Annotated in this window: 18 protein-coding genes, 1 tRNA gene and 1 other RNA gene; 11 read left to right on the top strand and 9 right to left on the bottom strand. The window is 29.9% G+C overall.

Translation table 11 applies throughout. The annotated features are described in order from the left end of the window. Positions 1–55: 55 nt before the first annotated feature. Positions 56–703: a helix-turn-helix domain-containing protein gene (locus GOY08_RS11400; RefSeq protein WP_158999029.1), complete on the bottom strand. Its 648-nt coding sequence runs from the start codon at positions 701–703 to the stop codon at positions 56–58. 357 nt (positions 704–1,060) lie between these two features. Here GOY08_RS11400 and GOY08_RS11395 point away from each other — a divergent pair, with 357 nt between their 5' ends. Together GOY08_RS11395 and GOY08_RS11390 are read left to right on the top strand one after the other, a co-directional pair. Then, positions 1,061–1,996 (top strand): histidine kinase, encoded by a 936-nt coding sequence (locus GOY08_RS11395; RefSeq protein ID WP_158999028.1) that lies wholly within the window; start codon positions 1,061–1,063, stop codon positions 1,994–1,996. A 16-nt stretch (positions 1,997–2,012) separates the two neighbouring features. Next, positions 2,013–2,429 carry a hypothetical protein gene (locus GOY08_RS11390; protein ID WP_158999027.1) on the top strand — a complete coding sequence of 139 codons (417 nt, stop codon included), beginning with the start codon at positions 2,013–2,015 and terminating at the stop codon, positions 2,427–2,429. Here the strand turns inward: GOY08_RS11390 and mltA are convergent. Beyond that, positions 2,422–3,639, bottom strand: a complete 1,218-nt coding sequence (gene mltA, locus GOY08_RS11385; RefSeq protein ID WP_158999026.1) for a murein transglycosylase A — start codon at positions 3,637–3,639, stop codon at positions 2,422–2,424. The two genes, GOY08_RS11390 and mltA, sit on opposite strands and share 8 nt — an antisense overlap. Before the next feature lie 202 nt (positions 3,640–3,841). On the opposite strand from mltA, the gene crcB reads away from it, so the two are divergent. Both crcB and GOY08_RS11375 read left to right on the top strand, forming a co-directional pair. Next, positions 3,842–4,216, top strand: a complete 375-nt coding sequence (crcB, locus tag GOY08_RS11380) for a fluoride efflux transporter CrcB (RefSeq protein WP_158999025.1) — start codon at positions 3,842–3,844, stop codon at positions 4,214–4,216. A gap of 76 nt (positions 4,217–4,292) precedes the next feature. Then, entirely contained in the window at positions 4,293–4,832 is a 540-nt protein-coding gene (locus GOY08_RS11375) for an SRPBCC family protein (protein WP_158999024.1), read from the top strand. Between the two features lie 7 nt (positions 4,833–4,839). Here GOY08_RS11375 and GOY08_RS11370 read toward each other — a convergent pair whose 3' ends face one another. Beyond that, positions 4,840–5,721, bottom strand: coding sequence for a TIM barrel protein (locus tag GOY08_RS11370; protein ID WP_158999023.1), 882 nt, complete (start codon positions 5,719–5,721; stop codon positions 4,840–4,842). Positions 5,722–5,782: 61 nt separating this feature from the next. Beyond that, positions 5,783–6,907 carry a 3-dehydroquinate synthase family protein gene (locus tag GOY08_RS11365; protein ID WP_158999022.1) on the bottom strand — a complete coding sequence of 375 codons (1,125 nt, stop codon included), beginning with the start codon at positions 6,905–6,907 and terminating at the stop codon, positions 5,783–5,785. A gap of 321 nt (positions 6,908–7,228) precedes the next feature. On the opposite strand from GOY08_RS11365, the gene GOY08_RS11360 reads away from it, so the two are divergent. Beyond that, positions 7,229–8,011: a substrate-binding periplasmic protein gene (locus tag GOY08_RS11360; protein WP_158999021.1), complete on the top strand. Its 783-nt coding sequence runs from the start codon at positions 7,229–7,231 to the stop codon at positions 8,009–8,011. A 26-nt stretch (positions 8,012–8,037) separates the two neighbouring features. On the opposite strand, the gene ssrA is transcribed toward GOY08_RS11360, so the two are convergent. Then, positions 8,038–8,401, bottom strand: a transfer-messenger RNA (tmRNA) gene (gene ssrA, locus GOY08_RS11355). 69 nt (positions 8,402–8,470) lie between these two features. Further along, the gene (locus GOY08_RS11350) at positions 8,471–10,123 is read right to left on the bottom strand and encodes an aldehyde dehydrogenase family protein (RefSeq protein ID WP_158999020.1); all 1,653 of its coding nucleotides are present in this window, start codon (positions 10,121–10,123) and stop codon (positions 8,471–8,473) included. Between the two features lie 176 nt (positions 10,124–10,299). On the opposite strand from GOY08_RS11350, the gene GOY08_RS11345 reads away from it, so the two are divergent. Continuing rightward, on the top strand, positions 10,300–10,578 hold the full coding sequence (locus tag GOY08_RS11345) for a hypothetical protein (RefSeq protein WP_158999019.1): 279 nt from the start codon (positions 10,300–10,302) through the stop codon (positions 10,576–10,578). Between the two features lie 65 nt (positions 10,579–10,643). Here the strand turns inward: GOY08_RS11345 and GOY08_RS11340 are convergent, their stop codons facing one another. After that, complete coding sequence (locus tag GOY08_RS11340) at positions 10,644–11,183, bottom strand: hypothetical protein (protein ID WP_158999018.1); 540 nt, start codon at positions 11,181–11,183, stop codon at positions 10,644–10,646. 96 nt (positions 11,184–11,279) lie between these two features. Between GOY08_RS11340 and GOY08_RS11335 the strand changes: the two genes are divergently transcribed. The 4 genes from GOY08_RS11335 (at position 11,280) to GOY08_RS11320 (ending at position 15,723) form a co-directional block, all read left to right on the top strand. Then, a complete protein-coding gene (locus tag GOY08_RS11335) occupies positions 11,280–12,083 on the top strand; it encodes an inositol monophosphatase family protein (protein WP_158999017.1) in 804 nt (267 codons plus the stop codon). Positions 12,084–12,150: 67 nt separating this feature from the next. Then, entirely contained in the window at positions 12,151–12,759 is a 609-nt protein-coding gene (locus tag GOY08_RS11330; protein WP_158999016.1) for a hypothetical protein, read from the top strand. A gap of 35 nt (positions 12,760–12,794) precedes the next feature. After that, on the top strand, positions 12,795–15,542 hold the full coding sequence (locus GOY08_RS11325) for a DNA topoisomerase 3 (protein WP_158999015.1): 2,748 nt from the start codon (positions 12,795–12,797) through the stop codon (positions 15,540–15,542). Between the two features lie 104 nt (positions 15,543–15,646). Continuing rightward, a tRNA-Met gene (locus GOY08_RS11320) sits at positions 15,647–15,723 on the top strand. Positions 15,724–15,761: 38 nt separating this feature from the next. Here GOY08_RS11320 and pdxR read toward each other — a convergent pair. Further along, on the bottom strand, positions 15,762–17,231 hold the full coding sequence (gene pdxR, locus GOY08_RS11315) for a MocR-like pyridoxine biosynthesis transcription factor PdxR (protein WP_158999014.1): 1,470 nt from the start codon (positions 17,229–17,231) through the stop codon (positions 15,762–15,764). Between the two features lie 93 nt (positions 17,232–17,324). Between pdxR and GOY08_RS11310 the strand changes: the two genes are divergently transcribed. Next, positions 17,325–17,981: a pyridoxamine 5'-phosphate oxidase family protein gene (locus tag GOY08_RS11310; protein ID WP_158999013.1), complete on the top strand. Its 657-nt coding sequence runs from the start codon at positions 17,325–17,327 to the stop codon at positions 17,979–17,981. A gap of 15 nt (positions 17,982–17,996) precedes the next feature. On the opposite strand, the gene GOY08_RS11305 is transcribed toward GOY08_RS11310, so the two are convergent. Beyond that, entirely contained in the window at positions 17,997–19,076 is a 1,080-nt protein-coding gene (locus tag GOY08_RS11305; protein ID WP_158999012.1) for an N-acetylmuramoyl-L-alanine amidase, read from the bottom strand. Positions 19,077–19,135 lie beyond the last annotated feature (59 nt).

The following is a 19,135-nucleotide window of genomic DNA, read 5'->3' as shown; positions in this document are numbered from 1 at the left end:
GAAGTTTTTTTTGTTTATTAAAGATTATTCCAATAATATAAAACAATTAGAATTTTTAGTTCTTAACAAGATCAGAATTTTTCCTTTTATAACTTCGTTTTTGTCTTTGCTTAAGTTTTTCAAACATTTGCTTTTTTTCTTCTAAATCAATGAAATCGGGACTTGTTTTATTTTCAAGTAATGAAAGAGTAAAAATATCAAGAAATTCATTGCTAATATTTGGTATCAAACTAAGAATCTTAACTACTTTTGAAAATTTTAAGCCATTATTATCACGACAATAACCTTCAATAAAAAGTCTTCTATCTTCTCTATCGACATGTGCAAATGCCGAAACTAGAACCTGTTCGTTATTAGAAAGATTACTTGTTCTAACCTGAGGCGGCTCATTTACCAAATATCCTACAAAGTCAGAAATTTTTTTGCTTCCATTCAAATCAGCAAATTTTTTAATATAAGAGATAGCATTTGCTATTCTATCCTCTTCACCATCTTCTACCCGTTTATATTGCTGCTGGGAACAGCCTAATTTTATACCCATTTGAGCTTGAGTAAGCCTATTGGTTGCTCTAAAATTAATAAGAAAATGTGAAAGCTGTTTTTTTATTTCTTCACGTTGGTGTTCAAAAAACTCTTTATCAGCATCAAAATCAGATACTTCTTGGTTTAACAAATCTGAATTGCTATATTTTTTTTTTGCCAAGTTATCCTCCTCTAGGTATAAGTTAACAAAGTATGTTGGAAAATAAACTAAAAATTCACAAAAGCAAGTTATTTTATAAAAATTTGTTCAAAAAATCTTTTTATAGCTAACACAAAAGGCGAACAATTCCAGAAAGATTACCAAAAGAAAATAAAATTAATTGATATATTTGAAATAATATTTTTTAATAGATTTACTATAATTAATCATCAATCAACTATTTTATTAAAAATTGACTTCAGAAAGTAAAAAATATATGTATTATCTATCAATTCTTTGCGTTTACGCTAAAGATATTGCAAAAAGATACTTGATTGTTTTTTATCTGTAATTTTAGAAATAGTTAAAGTCATATTTATGCGAAAAAAATTTTTGTTATATTTATCTATTATTCTTACCTGTAATATTCTAATATCTGCTTACTTTCTTTTAACAATTAAAAGTAAAGATGAAAAAATAAATCTAATTCTTTCTAATCAAAAAGTACAAAATTTTGAAGGAAGTGAAAAAACTTTAATTTTTTCTCATTCAATTCAAAACTCATTTTTAAATAATAATTTAATAAATAACATATTACTCATTTTTATTTTTTTAATCAATATTTTATTCTTATTATATTTTGCTAAATATTTTTTTTACATAAATAAAATTAATGATATCAATAAGCATTTGAATGAAAAAATGAGTCTCATTAATTTATTTAAAAAATTTCTCTCACATGACATAAGAAAACCTCTTAATTTATCCAAAATGTTAATCTCAGCAACTCAAGAACAAAAAGCAAAACCACTACTCGATAACATAAGTAATGAAGTAGAAAAAAGCATAAAAAAAGTTGAAGATTTCTGTGATTCATTTCTAATTCATTGCAACACAATTGATTTTCGTACTCAAGATATTAATTTAGAAGAGTTAAATATTTTTTTGCAGGACAAATTAAGTGAAGAAAAAAACTTAATTTTTAAAAAAAATTACAGTAATAATACAATTATCAAAGTTAACAAAGTTTATTTAGAAAGAGCAATAAAGTCATTACTGTCATTCTTAAAAGCTAAAGCTACCGAATATAATTTTTACTTATCAACAAATAATAATAAAAGCACATTTATTAATATTATTTTTCAATTACTTGATAAAGAATCTCTATCAATTATTGAAAATTTTAAGAAAAGTTATGACAGTGATTTTGAATTTCTAATAATCAAATCTCTTTTTACAAAAAATAATTGTAATTTAATTATCAATTTGAATGAGGGAATAATTGAATTCAACATTTTTATAAAAAATTCATAACAATAAAGGAAAAAAAATGGTTAATGTTGCTGTAATTGATGATGAGGAATTTTATATTAATATATGGAAATCAAGTTTAGAAAATAATTGTAATTCTTATTATTTTAACGATCCTGATGAATTTTTAGATAAGCATTTAGATAATTTAAACTTTTTTGATTACATTATTGCTGATGTTATGTATGGAAGTAGAAATATTTTAAAAATTAATTTTTCTAAAATATTAAGAAAACATAAATATACAAAAGATATTATACTTTATTCTAATTACAAGCAAAACTTTATTGATCTAGAAAATTCTCATTACTATGACTTATCATTAGCTAAAGATAATAGCTATTCTTTAGATGAGTTAAAGAGCTTATTAATAAGTAACAGAATAAGATGGAAAGAAAGACTTGTTAAACAAGGCATTAAACCTGTAATTAATTAATATTGCTTGCAGTATAGAAAGTGTTACATTTTAATTTTGGAGCAAGCAGATAAATTTCTCCGTTTTGCTTAGTTTTTCCGGCAATTTCTCCTGCTAATTCTCCCTCGCCCCAAAAGACATCTATTCGACTGGGTCCTTTAATAGCGCCTCCTGTATCATGTACAAATGCCAACTGTGAAAACTTATTAGTATTATCTTTACCAGAAGTTGATTCAGGATAAGGGAAATCTAGTAACATTAATGAACCTGCTGGAAAATATCTTTGATCCGCGGCTATACTTCTTTCAGAAATTAATTTAACATTGATGTTCCCAAAAGGCCCATCATTTTCTAAATTAAAAAAGACATAAGATTTATTGAAATTTAAGATTCTTTGCTCTTCTTTAGGATTTTCTTTAAGCCACTTTTTAATAGCTTGCATAGAAACGTTTTCTTTAGTTATAGCACCTTCTTTGACAAGTAAAGAACCAATTGGCTTATATTCTCTACCATTTTGTTGAGCATAATGAATGTATTTTTTTGACCCATCAGAAAATGTTAACAAACCTGAGCCTTGAATTTCAATAAAAAATAAATCTGTTTTATTACTAACCCAAGCAATCTCAAGATCTTTATTTTGGAGTTTCTTTTTCTCCATAATTTCTTCTCTTGTCCAATAAGGCAATAATCTATTTTTATTTATTCTTCCACGAATTACTTTCCCTTTTAGATCAGGATAAAAGTCTTCTAAGTGAACGCTAACTAAGTCAGAAGGAGTTTTATAAACTGGAATATTAAATTTATTTGTTTTTTCATTGCTCGCTATAGCATAAGGTATATAGTATCCAGTATATAATACATTATAATTTTCTTTATTTTTTACCTTATATATCTCAAAGTATTTTTTAACCAAATCCACATCAAGTCTATTTTTTTCTTTTAATTCATCAAGAAAATAGTTGGTTGTACAAATGTAATCACTTGTGTTAAAAGAAATATTACCATAATTAAAAACACTATCATTCTTTTTTCTATTCAACCATTTTAAATTAGAATCAATAGCTAGCAATAAATTTTTATATTTACTTTGATCTTCTAAAAAAGAAACAGCAGCCCAATCTGTTTTTTCAAAAGTATAATTTTTTTCTTCTTTTTTAATTTCTGTTGTTTTACATGCTAACAATAGAAAAATAGAAATAAAAATTTGTACAATAAAATACTTAATTTTCATAAAGAACTCATATATAAAATATTTGTTTAAAGAATGTTCCTGGGAAACTGCTAAGTTTTGAATTTCTACTTAGAAATAGGAACTATCAAAAAAATAGAAGAATCATTATACAATTGTTTTCGGTAATTGCAATGTTTTTTAAATATATGATATTATTGTTTATTTATTGATTGATTCTGATTCAATTAAAAAAGAGGCTGGTATGTTAAGTGTTTACTTAGGGATTTTTGGGCTTTTAGGAGTCTTTAGTCGTTATTATATTGGAAAAGTATTTCAAAAATATACTGACTACACGTTTCCTATTGATATCCTTACAATAAATATATTAGGAGCATTCTTAATTGGTGTTATCTACAGTCTTTCCTTTGAAAAATATCAATTCAGTTCTGAGCTTAAAACAGGAATTATAATTGGTTTTTTAGGAGGATTCACTACCTTTTCTTCTTATTGTCTTGATACTTATAAGTTAATTGCAGCTGGAAAATTTTTACAAGCTTTTCTTTATTTTACAGTGAGTCCAGTTTTGGGGCTTGTTATAACTTTTCTAGGTATTTACGTAACAAAAAAATTTTTTTGACTTAAAAAAACTTCCTTTAGTAATAGAAGAAAGGTTACACTCTTTCAAAGTATCAACAGTTAAAGGAAAATGGGTTATGTTAAAAAAAATTATTCTAGTTATTTTGATATCTATTAGTCTCTTTTTAATTTATGTCGCAGTTATTCCAGGTGATTACCTAATAAAAAGAGAAATTGATATTGATCTTTCAGCAGATAAAGTTTTTCCATATATTTCTAGCGTAAAATTAGCTGACGAATGGATGCCTTGGAAAGATCAAGATCCAAATTTAAAAATGACTTACCAAGGCCCTGAAAGCGGAGTAGGTGCTACTTCAATTTGGGAAAGTAATGGCAATATGGGGCAAGGAAAAGCTGAAGTAGTTGAACAAATTCTTAATGAAAAAGTAAAAACCAAAATAACCTATACAAAACCAATGAGCTTTGAACAAATTTCTATTTTTAAGTTAACAAAAAAGAATGAAAATCAGACCACAATGGAATGGTCTGTTGAAGGAAAAAATACATTTTTAGGAAGATTAATTTGCACTCTTGGTATAATTAATATGGATAAATATGTTGGAGGAGAATTTGAAAAAGGATTAAAAAAATTAAAAGGAATGGCTGAAAAAAAATAGCCTTTTTTCAGGTAGAAATGATTGCAAATGAATCATCAAGCGATTTTTTTGCTCTGAAAATAGCTTCTTCAATTGGAAGTTCAGATATTTCTATATCCCATGGTTCAACTGCAACTGGACCCAAATATCCTTTTTGCATTAATACACTTAAGAAACCTTTCACATCATTTACTCCAGTTTGCAGAGGTAATTTTCTTTTAAACTCGGGCATATAAAAACTATTATATCCGACTAATCCATCATTTAATTCAATGTATAAAATACTTTGCAAATCTAAGTGCTGCAAATCTAGTAAAGATGCACCACTATGTTGCCAATGATGAATATCTAATTTAAATCCTGCATAATTATATATATCTGAAGCGCTTATTAAACATCTAACGCCATCAATTGTATGAATAAAATCAAATTTTGAATTTATTCTTGTTTCTGCAGGTCCGATAAATTCAAAAGCAATTTTGATATTATGATCAGCTAAAATATTCTTTAAGATATTTAACCTTTGGATATATAACCGAAAATGGTTATCAAAATTTAATTTTTCAGAAAATGGCGGAAGGTATTTTAAAGCTAAAGAACAACCAATTTCTTCAGCTATTTTGGCTTGTTTCTGAAATTTTTTTAAAGATTCTGTAAATTGTAATTCTGTTCCATCAAATTTTACTGTTAAATGGAAAGATGCGGGTATTAGTTCAAATTCTTTCAAAAAAAACTTCATGTCCGCAGCAGAATATTTTGGATATTCGAGATCGATATTTATTCCTTTAAATCCATATTTTTTAGCTAATTTACAAGATTGATAAAAGTCCACTTCTTCATGTCCTAAATTAGAACTCATTTTGCTATTATTAGCATCATGATCTTTTGTGATATTTAAAACAGTATACATAATTAGCCTTTTCTAAACAGAAAATATTTAAAAATTATATATTTTTTTGAATTAAAATATATTAATATTTATTATTCATCAAAAATTTATCCAAAACTTTTTTAACGATACCTATATCAATAGTAACTAAAAAATCACCTTCTGGATTAAAACATTTTCCTATCTTTTCTAATAAAACAAAACGTAGTTCTCTACCAGTTTTTTTATTATCCTTGATCATTGCATCTATTAGTTTTTCTGTAGTTATCTCACTTGGGAGTTTTTCTTTATGCCCTAATTTATTTTCAATAATATCATAATGTAAATCTACTTCTTCTCTTTTTAACAAACCAATTTCAAATGAAAGTTCTGCTGCAATTCTCATTCCAAATGATACAGCATCTCCATGTATCATTTTTCCTTGAAGTAACCACTCTATACCGTGGCCAAAAGTATGGCCATATTCTAGTACTATTCCATAATTTTTTTCAGAAGGATCTTCTCTTAATATTTTTAATTTAGATTTTATTATTTTTAGAGCAAGATCGTATGTATTAATAATATTTTTTGGCTCATCATAAGATAAATTATTATGCAAATAAGTAAAAAAATCTTTATCAGAAATTAAACCATTTTTTATACCTTCAACAATTCCTGCTCTTCTAGCAGGCTTTGGTTCAGTAATTAAATACTGTGTGTCAGCAAAAATATATAAAGGTGAATGATATAAACCAAAATGATTTTTGCCAGTTTTTCCATTTACGGCTTGTTTGTTACTTAGAGTACTATCAGTTTGCCCCGTGAAGGTCGTTGGGATTTCAATAAAACGAATTCCACGAAATAGTAATCCTGCAGTAAGTCCTACCAAATTTCCTACTCCACCTCCACCAAAAGCTAAAAGAATGGATTTTTTTGAAACATTTTGTTCTATTAAATTTTCACATAATTCTTCCAAATTTTTAAAGTATTTATTTTGCTCACCTGCTAGGAGTAGCTTCAAAGTTATATTTGGAAATAGTTGTTTTAGCTTTTCAAATAATTTTTCACCATAGAGTTTAAAAACCGATTCCTCTGTTAGAAAAAATAATTTGTCAAAGTGACAATTACCTAGTTTGCTTATGAGTACATCTTCTATTTGATAGCCAAAGAAAAATGGCGTAGGTTTTTCTAGTTCAGTACTTAATTCAATAACGGGCAAAATACTCATAGATTCTCACTTTTCTACAAAAAAGAATATAAAATTTTAAAAAACAGAACTAATTGATAATAAGAATCATTATACTAAGAAGTCAATCTTCAGTGGGTACTATAAATTTTTTTTAAATATTTAGTTCTAAGTATAAAAATTGTTTATTTACAGCCTTTTAGAACTTACGAGTTAGGTACATTAGCTTTTTTCAAAAGTTCTCATCTGTTTCTTTGACATGATTTTTTTCCCCAAACTTTGACGCTCAACTAAAATTTAAATAATGAAATATAAATTTTTATTATATTCTTGTTTTAAGAGAAAAAGAAAAAGGAATCTTTAATGAAAAGAATTTTATTTCAATTTTTTGCAATTTTATTTTTTTATTCTCCTAGCGCTTATCCGAATGAAAGTGAAAAAATAGAAATTGAATACTTAATCAGACCACCATATTTTATTTCAAATAATAATAGAGGGGATGTTTCAGACGGTGAAATTTATCATATAATTGTTAAAATATTCAATAATGCAAAAATACCTTTTGAGCTAAAGAAAGCACCTCTCATTAGAACTATTCAATCTATAAAAGAAAATAAAATCAAAGTTTGTTCTCCATCATCTTTCAAAACAAAAGAAAGAGAAGAATTTGCTATTTTTTCAAAGCCATTATTTCAAGATAAAAAAACAGTAATAATTATTAGAAATAATGATGATTCTATAAATAAATTTAATAAAACAGATGATTTTTTAAAGCAAAATGAGCTAAAGTTGCTAGTAAAAATAGGTTTTAGTTACGGAACTTATATAGATGAAAAAGTTTTTAATTTTAAAAAAATATCTTTATCTGAAACTAAACAGCAAGAAGCAATTAATGTAATTTTTACTTCAAATGATAATAATTTAATGTTTCAAGATATCTTAACAAAAAAAGCAGATTTTATGTTTATTGGAAGAAATGAAGCTGAATATTTATTAAATATTAATCCGGAATTTAATAAAAAATTAAAAATTAAGGATTTAGCCGATGTCCCCAACGGGGAAAAACGCTATCTGATGTGTTCTAAAATTGTTGGGAATAAAATTATAGAAAAAATAAATAAGGAAATAGATAAGTTAATAAAATAAAAAATCCCGCTAAAAGCAGGATTTAATGGTGGAGGTGCCGGGGATCGAACCCGGGTCCGGACAGGCATCGCAATTGGCGACCACATGCTTCTTCTTTCTTTAAATCTTACTTAACAGCCGAGGAAAGACACCCTACTGCATAAGCCAGCTCGATTAATAGGTTAAACTAACTACGAACAGAAGTTAGAAATAACCCGCACGTAAATTAACAGCGAACAAAGATGCACGTGCTGCCACACCCAAGTCACTGGCTCTGTGCTTAATTAGGCAGCGAGAGCTAAGTTAGTATTTTTGCCACTTCTGGCTGCCACAACGTTTTGAAGAGGCGCTGTAACCAACCCCTGCATGCTCCTTTCACTCAACTCTTTCCGTCGAAACCAGTTCACCCCCAAAATGAACTTAACATGCTCTTGAAGAACATAGCTTTATGCTATTTTCCATCTTTAAGCAAGATTATCTTCATCCTTTGAAAGCCGCCAGTATAAGTTTTGAAAAATTCAAAAAACTTTCATTATATTCGTAATCAAGTAAAGCGTATCCAATTTTTTCAGTATTTTTATTGTCATGAAACCATGGGGGAGTTGGATTTATTTTAAAAGGAGCTCTTACTATTGATTTTTCAACATTTTCTAAAAAGTAGCCATTATGGACAACACCAATTCCCGATTTTATATTTTCAATGGTACTATTTGGAAATGCCCCCCATGTGGTAGAGCAAAGTGCATAAACTAGAGCAGACCAACAGTTAACAGCTATTGCTCCATATTGTAAATTTTGCAAAGCACAGTTTAATTCTGATTCAAATATTTTTTCAGTTAATGAATCAATAATAATTGTACAACTTAAAGTACCCCAAACTTTTTCGTTACAAAATTCAACAGATTTTTGCATAAATTCAGGAATATTCCTTGCTGGAAGAGAAGTTTCACATAAAATTCCACAAAATGCCTCATGATTTAAAGCAAAATCATGATTCGAAATATTTGGAATAAATGTCCACGGTATACAGTTAGGATTATTTTCTCCAATAATTTCTGCTTGAGGATAATGTTGTAGGAATGAAGTATATCTCTGCCAAGCTCCGGGATAATAAGCTTTCCTCGCTTTAGCCTTGCTAAATTCGTCTTTCAAGTATTTAAGAAAAAGATCTCTTTGTTGCCAACCTTGACATGTGACCAGAAGCTTAGCTGCATTACAATTAAAACTTGCATTATTTGTTACAGCACTTGCTATTTGTTTTGCATGATAAATTAATTCATCATCTGTCCAAACTCCGGGGACTATAATAAACGGGGTAACACATCCTAATTCTGATGTTATTTTTTTATTACATTTAACTTGATGAGACAATTTCTTTTTTTGAATTTCCTCTGCTGTTCCACTTCCCCAAACAATTTTATCGTGCGTCACATGCGAACCAGTGATGTGTATATTATCAACAAGGGAGTGATTACACAAAAATTCTCCTAACTCTTCACCTCCTTTTGTAAAGGCTAAAAATCCATCTTTTATAAGATTAGCAAATACTTTATTAAAAACTTCAAATAAGTATTCATTTACTGGATTTAATTTAACGATACAAATATTTCCTTCAAAAAATAATTTATATAGAATATCTAATGGAGCAATACTTGAGACATTTCCAGCACCTAAAATTAAACTCAATTCACCTAACTTGTTTCCTTTTTTTATAGATTCTCCCTGTAGAAGAGGCTTATTCTTTTCTAACCAAACTTCTGCAGAAAATCCTTTCCAAAGAATTTTTTCTTTTAAGTTTTCAGGCATAACTTTTACAGATATTTGCTCTTTATCTTTTGATTTAACACTTAATAAGGGTGGTTTGCCATTATATTTTAGGGCTTTTAAATAATACTTTATTTGCCGCATGACAATAGCAGGCCCTGCTAATAATTCTTGACCAATTATGTTGGAATCTAAATTGCCTTCTTTAGCTTTACAGCAGTTTTCTGCCCACTGTTTTGCATTTATTAATAAATTATCTTGAATTTGTTCTAAATAAATAATTTTATGCTGAAGAGAAAGATGAAGCCATTTTTGCTTATTTTGCGAAAGAATTTGAAGTATCTTTTCTGTTTTTATATTGATCGACATAGTTTCATACCCTTATGAATTTAAAAAATGGACTTGACTATTTACATATCACAATATAATTCGTTATAGTTACCAGGTTGGCCAAAACTCTTATTAGGTTCTTTAATTAAACTGGAGTTGGTGGCAGCTTTTTTTTAGTTTTAACTTTTTTCCTTTATATAAATTGGAGAATTATCATGGCACTTAAGTCCCTTCCTCTTTTTGCAATTTCAGCTGTTTTACTTTCAGGCTGTACAAGCACTTGTGGTTCCAAAGAAGCAGCTCCTGCAGCAGATGCAACTGCTCCTGCGGCGGCTCCTGCTGATGCAAATGCTCCTGCGGCAGCTCCTGCTGATGCAAACGCTCCTGCAGCGCCTGCTGCTGACGCTACTGCTCAAGCACCTGCAGCTCCTGCTGAAGCGCCTGCAGCTCCTGCTGAAGCACCTGCAGCTCCTGCTGAAGCGCCTGCTAAATAATTTTATTCATTTCATAAAAAAAGCTGGTTTTGGACCAGCTTTTTTTATTTATTGAAAGCTTACTTTTATATAGTTACCTTATTTTCGACCCAGTTTCTTATTTCAAATAATTCCGATTCAAGTTTTTTAGAAATTCTAATTTCCATAAATTGCTTAAATAATTCATCGATAATATTTGCTAATAATTGAATAGATAAAACTCTTTGAGTGATATGAGCTTGTGAGTCAGCTTCAGAAATAACGGGTAAACGAATATTGCGTAGTGACAGATCCTCTCCCACTAAAGAAAAACTCCATTGGCGTTGAGAATCCTGTAAAATAAATTTTGCTTCATGCACCAACTTTCCCGTACCAAGAGCACTTCCTGCTTCAAATGCATAGGCAGGTGTTCCTCCTTTTAAACTGTTTTCACGGACTGATCCATTTGAACTACTCAAAACAATTTTATCATCAATATACAAATGAAATGAACCAAAATTACCAATATTCAATTTATGATTTTGAGTTTCTGTTTTAAACCAAAGCCAAGTTAAAAACTCTCTTCCTAAAAAGGAACGGTTTGTTTGTAAGAATCTTAACTCATCATAAATGGTTTCAGAAGACATAAAAAGCTCCAAAGAAAAAAACACCCTTTTGCGTTTTTAATACAGATACACTAATACTGTAAAAGTTGTTCGGCAATAACAATCTTGAGGATTTAAATGATGGACTCTGACAACAAGATTTTTGCAACCGCTAAGAAATGTTCTCAAATTGCTTCAAAAATGTGTCTTGAGTTCAAACATGGAGTTGATCCACAAACGTTGAAAAACGATAAGACTTGGGTCACTGAAGCAGATAAAAGTATTGAAATGGAATTGCGAAAAATAATTTTAGAGCATTATCCAGATCATACAATTCTAGGAGAAGAACAAGGTGGTTCAATAAATAGTGATAAAGACGCTTACACTTGGATACTTGACCCAATTGATGGCACTTTTAGTTTTGTACATAATGTTCCCTTTTATTCTTCATTGATTGCAGTGTTAAAAGGAGGAAAACCATTCATAGGCTTTGCTGCCTTACCAGCTCTCAATATTACTATGAGTGCAATGAAAGGATCTGGTGTTTTTATTAATGATTCCCCCTATTCTCGATGTAAATTAGTTGGAAACCCACTAATAGAATTAATAGCAACAGCTGATCCATACAGATTTTACACAGAAAATAAAAAAGAATTTATTCAAGAACTGTATAGTGAGAAGTATAAAAGTCGTACATATCCTGATGCATTAGGTTATTATCTTTTACTGAATGGTTCTGTAAAAGTTTTTATCGATCCAAAGGTTGAAATTTGGGATGTTGCTCCTTTTCATGTCATACTTCCAGAAGCCGGTTTCGCTATTCAAAACTGGAAAGGTGATTCTATTTTAGAAAAAGGGAATAGCATTGCTTATCCAGTAGATACGCAAAAATTGCCTATTAATTGTGCAGATATAGTTGAACTCGCAAAAAGATTTGCTTAGAATATTATTAATAATCTACTTTTATTTTAATTATCTGAATAAGTCGTTATGCTAGGAGATCTTGTTTATGAAAAAAATAAAAATACTTTATTTCAAAGCAACGATCCTTAGTATTCTCTTTTTATTCAACAGCTGTGTTAGTTTTCCAAATCAGGATGTTATTTTAGAAAAAAGTAATAAAGAAACACCAGCATGGATTTCTGGAACTGAAAAAAACTTTACTTCAAAAGATAACATTTTTTTAGTTTATAAAAAAACCGATATTTACAATCTTTTTTTAGGATTAAAGCAAGCGCAAGCTGCAGCTACACTGCAAACCTCTTATTTAATTATGCAAAAAATACAAGTAGATTTGTTAACTAAATTAAATACTCTATCTAAACAAAACTCGAAAAAGCACGAATCAAATTTGTCTGAATTGGCTCAAAAAATTAATGAGAATAGACTTACAATCCGTTCTCAACCAGCTAATCCCAAAGAAATCTATTGGGAATATCGTCAACGAGATACTGACAACGGCCCAGAAAGATTTTATATAGTATGGGTTTTGCTAACGATTCCGAAACTTGATTACGAATCTGCTTTACTTAACACAGCTCGTAATTTAATAAAATCGGAACAAAAAGATATAGTTGATCTTGGACAGAACATCTTGCAACAAATCAGTCCAAGGTAAGCGCAACTTTGTAATCTATGAATTTAAGGTGAATTATGGAAAAAGCTTCCAAATGGCTCGTAATTACTGAAAAACCATCAGTAGCTGGAGATCTTGCTAAAGCATTAGGTGGATTTGAAAAAAAAAGCGACCATTATGAATCGCAACAATACTATATCACCTGGGCTGTTGGGCATTTATTAGAATTGCTCGAACCAGAAGAACTAGATCCAAAGTATAAACGTTGGTTGTTACAAGATTTACCAATCTTACCAAGTGAATTTCAATATAAACCTAAGAAAGGGCAAACTGAACGCCTTCAACACATTAAAAGTCTAGCAAAAAAAAGCGAAGTTGTTGGACTTATAAATGCTTGTGATGCTGGGAGAGAAGGGGAACTTATTTTTCGCGAAATATATGATTTTTGCGAACAAAATAAACCTTCAAAAAGATTATGGCTACAAAGTATGACTCCTGAAGCTATTAGGAATGGTTTTAAAGTCATGAAGCGTGGGAATGAATATGATAATCTTGGTGACGCAGCCCGTTGTAGAGCCGAAAGTGATTGGCTTATTGGAATGAATGCCACAAGAGCTGTGACTAAACGCTTGAAATCTAGAAATACAAAAGGTGTTTGGTCAGTTGGAAGAGTGCAAACCCCAACATTAGCTCTGATTGCTAAAAGAGAATTAGATCATCTTAAACATCGCCCTCAACCGTATTTTACTTTGGAAGGTCGATTTTCTACATCTACACACGAATATTCCGGAGCGTGGTTTGACCCACATTTTAAAAAACCAAATTTAGATGAAGACGATCTTATTCATTACGTAGAAAAAGAAGACAGAATCTTTTCACAGGATAAATTAAACGAAATCTTAAAAGATTTTGAGAAACATAAAAAACAAGCAACAGCTTCAGAAGTTAGAAAAGAATCCAAAGAAATAGCGCCGCAATTATTTGACCTTACATTACTACAACGTGAAGCCAATAGAAAATTAGGAATGTCTGCTTCACGAACATTACAGGCGGCTCAGCGATTGTATGAAAAACATAAATTGTTAACTTATCCAAGAACTGATTCTCGTTATCTCCCTGAAGATTATTTAGAAAACGTAACAAACGTCATCAAAGAATTTTCAGCTGTTCCGACTGAGTTTACAAAAGCTTGCAAAACAATTATAAAAACAGGTTTATTAAATAAAGATAGAATTTTTAATAATAAGTTTGTTTCCGATCACTTTGCTATAATTCCAACTGGACAATTACCAACTGAAAAATTAGACGGTGATGACGCACGTATCTACAATTTAGTTTTAAAACGCTTCCTTGCAGCCTTTATGACCCATGCTATTTGGGCAAAAGTTGAAAGAATTACTAAAGTTGGAGAACAACATTTTCGAACCCGCGTTCAAGATTTACAAGAACCAGGTTGGAGAGAAGTTTATGGTTTGGATACTGAAGAAGAAAGTAAATTACCTAAATTAAATGAAAAAAATCCAGAAGCAATTACGCCTGTTCAAACAGAAGAAATTTCTCCATTGCAGAATGCAACAAAACCACCAGCACGTTTAACTGAAGCAAAATTGCTTTCATTAATGGAACATTGCGGAAAATCCATTGCTGATGAAGAAATTGCTGAAGTTTTAAAAGACAAAGGCATTGGTACACCTGCTACTCGAGCAGAAGTTATCGAGAATTTAATTATTAAAGAATATGTTAATAGAACAGGAAAGTCTTTAAGAGCTACTTCCAAGGGAATTCGTCTTGTTGATGTTCTAAGTCGCATTCCAATTGATATGCTCTCAAAAGTAGAGTTAACAGGTGAAATTGAATACGATCTGCGCAAAATGGAAAAAGGTTTGAAAAAAAGATCTGAGTTTATGCAAGAAATGTTTGATTTTACTTCATCTGTAGTAGAAAAAACAAGAACTTTTGAATACGATGCCATTTATAAAAATGATCCCACCTTAGGAAAGTGTCCAGTTTGTAAAAATGGTAAAGTTTTTGAAGGCTTCTGGGGTTACAAATGTAACTTAGCTGTCAATACAAAAGAAAAAGAAGAGAATGAATGTAACTTTATTATTTGGAAAGAAAAAAATCATCGTTATATTGATAGAAGTTTGGTTGAAGAAGTTTTATCAAACAAAATTGCTGGACCTTTTGAATTTAGTAATTCTACCGGGACTTCATTTCATGAAGAATATCTAACTATTTCTCCAGTTAAAGGGATTATTTTCTGTGAACAAGATGGCACTCCAAAAGAGTCCTTAACTGGTTATGATGTGGTTGTATTACATGAGGAATTTCTACCTGAAACGTTCCTAAAAAAACCTGGAACTATAAAAGTAACAGAAACGGCATACATGTGTGAATTTGGTACAATTGATCAAACGTTAAAGCCAGAATCTACAGATAACGCTCAAGAACCTGAAAGTCCACCAAAGAAAACACGTAAAAAAGCCGCTCCTAAAAAGCCTGCAAAACCTAAAAAAGTAAAAAAACTGATTTCAAGAATGCCACGTATATTGTGTGGAAAAGAAATGACTTTGGATGACTACAAGTCATTTATTATTACAGGGTCAACACCTCCTATTGTCGATTTTAAGTCTAAAAAAGGTCGCCCGTTTGCAGCAGCTTTACATTTAAAAGAAAATGGAAATTTTGAATTTAAATTTGTTTCTAGAAAAGCATTGCTAGGAGAAGATACCTCCACTACCCCTAAAAAAGCTCCAAAAAAGGCAGGAAATAAAGCAAAAGTAGTTAAAAAGACTAAGAAAAATACTGAAGAGGCTACTGAATAATTCACTTGTTTCAGATTCTCAATCAAAGGGTAAAAGTTGTAAATCCTCAAAGCCCTTGCTTGACTTTTAAACGATATCATAATATTTGCTTCATTCACGATTGTGGCAGGGTAGCTCAGCTGGTTAGAGCGGAGGTCTCATAATCCTCAGGTCGGTGGTTCAAGTCCACTCCTTGTCACCATAAATCTCTTAAAATACCAGTAGATAATTTTAAATAAATTAAAAAAGCTCTCTTAGTATCTGCATTCCTTCTTTTATTTCTATCAAATTTGAATTTGCGAAAAAAAGTCGAATATGCTTTCCATAATTACTATTACTATTTTCCTGACTTGTGTATTCATTTTCGTGCCCAATTAAAATACCTTTACGCAAAGCTTTTTTAGAAAATTCATAACTAGAAATACCTAAATTAACCCAAATTGCCATTCCTCCATTAGGAATTCTCCAAGACAAAGAAGGTTGTTTCTCTTGCAAAAGTAACAAATTAGAGTTTAGTGCATCTCTTCTTTCTTGGTAAATTTTACGCATACGACGTAAATGCTTTTCAAAACCTCCAGCACGCATCCATCGCCACAACGCATCTTGCAACAACAAATCATTTTGATAACTAATAATTTTTTTAACTTTTAAAACATGTGTAAGAAGAAACGCTGGAATTGCTAAAATTCCTATTCTCGCAGAAGGAGAAAAAATTTTTGAAAATGTTGTCACATAAAGCACAATACCAGCAGGATCATGAGCCGCCATTGGTGGTAAAGGTTGAGTTTTATAATGAAATTCATGATCATAATCATCTTCAATAATTTTAAAATTATTTTTTACTGCAATTTCATAAATTTTTAATCTTCTTTCAATTGTTAAAGTAACAGTTGTTGGGTATTGATGCAAAGGAGTAAGATAGAGTAATTTAATCTTATATTTTTTTACTTGCTCTTCTAAATGTTCAGGAATAATTCCATTTTCATCTAACTGAATTGGAATTAAATTTGCTCCTAAATGTTTAAATGCTGCAAAGGCAGACTGATACCCTAATTCTTCTACGCCCACACAGTCGCCAAACTTTAAAAGAGTTTGTGCAATGATAAAAAGAGCTTCTTGCGCTCCATGAGTAACAACTAGTTCTTGTGGAATAAAACCTCTTACTCTTCGTAAATATATGCTAACTTGTTCAAGAAAAGGATCATACCCTTTTGGTGAATCATAGCTAAATAAACGAGAACCAGCTCTTTTAATACTTTCATTTAAATAAGATCGAAAATCATTTACAGGGAATTCTCTAATGTCAGGACCTGCACCTTTAAAATGATATTTAATTTTATTTTTATTACCTAAATTTAAATTAACACTAGGGACTTGATTTAAATTCCAAATTAGCTCAGGAAAATGATTTTGTGAATATTTAATCTCTTCTTTTAATTTCTTAGCTTTAAAAAAACAATCTGGTAATGTATCAGAAACCCAATACCCTTTTCTTTGTTTTGAATATATCCATCCTTCTACTTGCAACTCTTCAAAACCTGCTAGTATAGTATTTTTATGTATGCCAAGCATTTTTGAAAAAGTTCTAGTTGCAGGTAGCTTCTCACCAGATTTTAAAACTCCCGTTCTAATTGCAGTTTTTATGCTATCAGCAAAATTCAAATAACTGCTCCGACTTGTATTTGCTAATTGCAAAGAAAAATCTTTCATTGGTCTAAGCCTTTCTTAAAAACTGGTCCTTAACAATAGACCAGTTTAACTTAAAATAAAAAGTGGAAAATAAAAGAAGAGAGGAGAAAGAATATGTCAGAGAATAAAGCAAAAACAATAACAACGCTAAATCGATATCCAGACAGAGGCTCATATACCAAAGAAAGCATCTATAGCATTTTAGATTGCTCTTTCTTGTGCAATATTGGTTTTGTAGATGAAAATGCAAATGTCTTTGTAATGCCTACTATGTATGTAAGAGTTGGGAATAAAATTTATATTCATGGTTCTATTGGGAGTAGAATGATGAAGTTATTAAGTAACGGGAAAAAAGCTTGCATTACAGTAAGCATGGTAGATGGGTTAGTTTTAGCAAAGTCAGCTTTTTCCCATTCATTAAATTACCGCTCTGTAGTTATATTCGCACATGGAGAAAAAGTAACTAAAAGTGATGAAAAATTTAAGATTTTTGCTGCCTTGACAAATAAAATACTTCCAAATCGCTGGGATTTTGTTAGGCAACCAACTGAACATGAAACAAAAATAACAGAAGTAATTGGATTTAATCTTGATGAAGCATCAGCAAAAACAAGAACAGGATTTCCAGTTGATAAAGAAATAGATCAACAATTTGATACTTGGTCAGGAATTATTCCTTGTGAGTTAACTTATTCTGAAGCCTTGGCAGATTCCAAAAATAAAACTCAATTACCTACATATATCAAAAATTTTCTCTCAAAGAAATTTTAAATATTTATATAAATTTTAATACCCACACCCAGACTTGGCTCTATTAGGATATTTAATAAGTAAAGCTTGAATTGTTGCAAGAATTTTTTTATTTTCAATGACTTTATTAGATAAATATTCTTCTGGTAAAAAATGCATGGTAAATGCATCAATTGCGCTTGTTGTTAGATTAATATCAAAAATATCTTTTATATTAATTGCCTCACTAGTATTAGTTAATGAATATACATTTAGTTTATTTAATAAATTAAGGTTATCAAACGGAATATTTTTCCAGTTTTTAATTTTACTATTAGTGCCTGAAAATTCAGGAAATATTTTTTCTGTTAATTCACTATCAATAAATTTATCTGTATATTTAGGGCTACGAATATCGTAACCAAATTCGTATAATCGTGTCTGTAGAGTAAAAGTAGTTATATCATCACTAAAACTATTTTCAATTAACTTAAGTTGTTGTTGAATTTCATCTTCAGTAACCCAAGCACCAACTCCTGCATTTGCTAATTGTTGCCACGGAAAGTATGGACCCGGATCGACTTTTCTTCCTACGGCTATATCAGAATGCCCAACAACACATAAAGGATCAATTTTATATCTACTTTGAATATCTTTCCCTAAATTAATTATCATAGAAATTTGTTCATCTGTATACTTATACCATTTTTTTTCATTCTTTGGACATTGATCGCTTTTAGGATTATTAATACAAGTATAGCCTAAATTAACAATTTCTATCCCTACTGAAGTGTCATTTAGATCCGTTCTCCGTTTCCAAGAGCTTATACCAGCATGGTACGAACGTTTATCTTCACTTACCAATTTATATACCGTATTTCCCGTTTCTGGGATTAACCAATGCGCGCTAACATTTCCCTTTATAAGAACTTCTAAAGAATTTTCTTGATTAAGTGCAGTATAATGAAAAACTAACGCACTAATTCTATCATTAAAACTTTTTGAAGGGGTATCCTTTATTTCATATTTATCATTAACTGTATAATCACTCTTACCTGCTTTATTATCAGTATTAGATTTGCCGCAACTAACCGCTAAAATTGTGAAAGCAGAAATGATATAATTAAATTTTTTCATTTTATTTTAGACCTTTAGAGAGTATTTTAAAAATGAGATACAAAAAATAAAGAAGAAAA

The sequence above is a fragment of the Pigmentibacter ruber genome, assembly GCF_009792895.1.
Lineage (GTDB): Bacteria > Bdellovibrionota_B > Oligoflexia > Silvanigrellales > Silvanigrellaceae > Silvanigrella > Silvanigrella rubra.
Note: the sequence above shows the minus strand (reverse complement) of the source record. Positions and strands in the feature narration are given on the sequence as shown.

Bases quoted from the DNA above. Each gene is read 5' to 3' on its own strand.
- GOY08_RS11395 (WP_158999028.1), top strand. From the start codon at position 1,061: ATGCGAAAAAAATTTTTGTTATATTTATCTATTATTCTTACCTGTAAT.
- GOY08_RS11390 (WP_158999027.1), top strand. From the start codon at position 2,013: ATGGTTAATGTTGCTGTAATTGATGATGAGGAATTTTATATTAATATA.
- mltA (WP_158999026.1), bottom strand. From the start codon at position 3,639: ATGAAAATTAAGTATTTTATTGTACAAATTTTTATTTCTATTTTTCTA.
- crcB (WP_158999025.1), top strand. From the start codon at position 3,842: ATGTTAAGTGTTTACTTAGGGATTTTTGGGCTTTTAGGAGTCTTTAGT.
- GOY08_RS11375 (WP_158999024.1), top strand. From the start codon at position 4,293: ATGTTAAAAAAAATTATTCTAGTTATTTTGATATCTATTAGTCTCTTT.
- GOY08_RS11370 (WP_158999023.1), bottom strand. From the start codon at position 5,721: ATGTATACTGTTTTAAATATCACAAAAGATCATGATGCTAATAATAGC.
- GOY08_RS11365 (WP_158999022.1), bottom strand. From the start codon at position 6,907: ATGAGTATTTTGCCCGTTATTGAATTAAGTACTGAACTAGAAAAACCT.
- GOY08_RS11360 (WP_158999021.1), top strand. From the start codon at position 7,229: ATGAAAAGAATTTTATTTCAATTTTTTGCAATTTTATTTTTTTATTCT.
- GOY08_RS11350 (WP_158999020.1), bottom strand. From the start codon at position 10,123: ATGTCGATCAATATAAAAACAGAAAAGATACTTCAAATTCTTTCGCAA.
- GOY08_RS11345 (WP_158999019.1), top strand. From the start codon at position 10,300: ATGGCACTTAAGTCCCTTCCTCTTTTTGCAATTTCAGCTGTTTTACTT.
- GOY08_RS11340 (WP_158999018.1), bottom strand. From the start codon at position 11,183: ATGTCTTCTGAAACCATTTATGATGAGTTAAGATTCTTACAAACAAAC.
- GOY08_RS11335 (WP_158999017.1), top strand. From the start codon at position 11,280: ATGATGGACTCTGACAACAAGATTTTTGCAACCGCTAAGAAATGTTCT.
- GOY08_RS11330 (WP_158999016.1), top strand. From the start codon at position 12,151: ATGAAAAAAATAAAAATACTTTATTTCAAAGCAACGATCCTTAGTATT.
- GOY08_RS11325 (WP_158999015.1), top strand. From the start codon at position 12,795: ATGGAAAAAGCTTCCAAATGGCTCGTAATTACTGAAAAACCATCAGTA.
- pdxR (WP_158999014.1), bottom strand. From the start codon at position 17,231: ATGAAAGATTTTTCTTTGCAATTAGCAAATACAAGTCGGAGCAGTTAT.
- GOY08_RS11310 (WP_158999013.1), top strand. From the start codon at position 17,325: ATGTCAGAGAATAAAGCAAAAACAATAACAACGCTAAATCGATATCCA.
- GOY08_RS11305 (WP_158999012.1), bottom strand. From the start codon at position 19,076: ATGAAAAAATTTAATTATATCATTTCTGCTTTCACAATTTTAGCGGTT.